1 protein-coding gene is annotated in these 1,149 nt (G+C 54.1%); it reads left to right on the top strand.

The genetic code is table 11. The features are described from left to right. Positions 1–494 precede the first annotated feature (494 nt). A complete protein-coding gene (locus tag VEB01_RS02365; RefSeq protein WP_324872502.1) occupies positions 495–953 on the top strand; it encodes an SRPBCC family protein in 459 nt (152 codons plus the stop codon). Positions 954–1,149 lie beyond the last annotated feature (196 nt).

Raw genomic sequence — 1,149 nt, 5'->3', positions numbered from 1 at the left:
TGATCGAATGCTTCTTTGGCAAAATCAAACACTTCCGAAGAATCTTTGCCCGCTTCGAAAAATTGCAGCGTAACTTCATGGGCTTTCTTCGCTTCGTCTCAGCACTCATCTGGTTGCGTTGAAATGTCAACAGAACCTAGTCTTGCCCGGTTTGAGTTTTCGGACGAGTGGCGTGAGATTGCGGCCGAAGCTGCTCGTACGGCTGGTCGGGTATGCGTTGGCCAGTTTTCCTAAACCGATTATCAACGGAAAGAGCGTGATTCCAACCGAGGCAAAGCATAGCGAGCGATTTTTACAAGCGAAGGGCCGGTTAGACGCCGTGCTAACGCGTGGCGTGTCTCGACTTGTTTGGGTGTATGGAAACACGCTGAACTGCCTTTAATCCCCCCGGGTCCAAATTTTACATCGGCGGGTCCGAACGAATCGCGTTTTAGTTCTAATAACGATATTGGGTGGGTATATCACCCTTACCCCTTAATCCAAGGAGACGAGACATGGCCAGTCTGCACAAGTCCATTGAGATCGATGTGCTCGTACAGGTCGCTTACAACCAATGGACGCAGTACGAAGAATTTCCGGCGTTTATGGAGAATGTCCGAGAAGTCCGTCGTGTGGACGACACCCATTTGCATTGGCGCGGCATGATCGCCGGCAAGCCGCTCGAATGGGACACCGAAATCGTCGAGCAGGTGCCGGAGAAACGCATCGCTTGGCGCAATCCGGCGGCTCCCGACAACCATGGGGTGATCATGTTCGAGTCTTTGAACAAGGGGCGCGCGCGCGTCACCTTGGACGTGGAATACCAGCCCGAAAGCGTGGAAGAAAAAATCGGCGATCTGCTCGGCATAATGGAGGCAAATCTGGAGGACGATCTCCAGCACTTCAAGGAGTTCGTCGAAGCTCGCGGCCGGTACACCGGAGGCCCAGACCCGGATTCTGTCAGCCCCGCTTAGCGCCGTGTCCGAGACACGCTCGGATCTCTACCGATCAACACCAGCCTTGTACTCCTAATTCCATTTCGCGATCATAAGGGTAACAATATGGCCTGTTCTTTCAGATGTGAACGGCCATGGCGAGACCCGCGAGTGGACGGGCCGTGTTGGCGCAGGCCAAAGCGGTTCTGGAGACGGCCCGGAATGTTGATGAGTT

Source organism: Methylocaldum sp. (genome assembly GCF_035627495.1).
GTDB lineage: Bacteria > Pseudomonadota > Gammaproteobacteria > Methylococcales > Methylococcaceae > Methylocaldum.
The sequence above is the reverse complement of the archived record's forward strand: the minus strand, read 5'-3'. Positions and strand labels throughout refer to the sequence as shown.

What these genes read in the sequence shown, in the direction of transcription:
- VEB01_RS02365 (WP_324872502.1), top strand. Translation starts at nt 495, where the DNA reads ATGGCCAGTCTGCACAAGTCCATTGAGATCGATGTGCTCGTACAGGTC.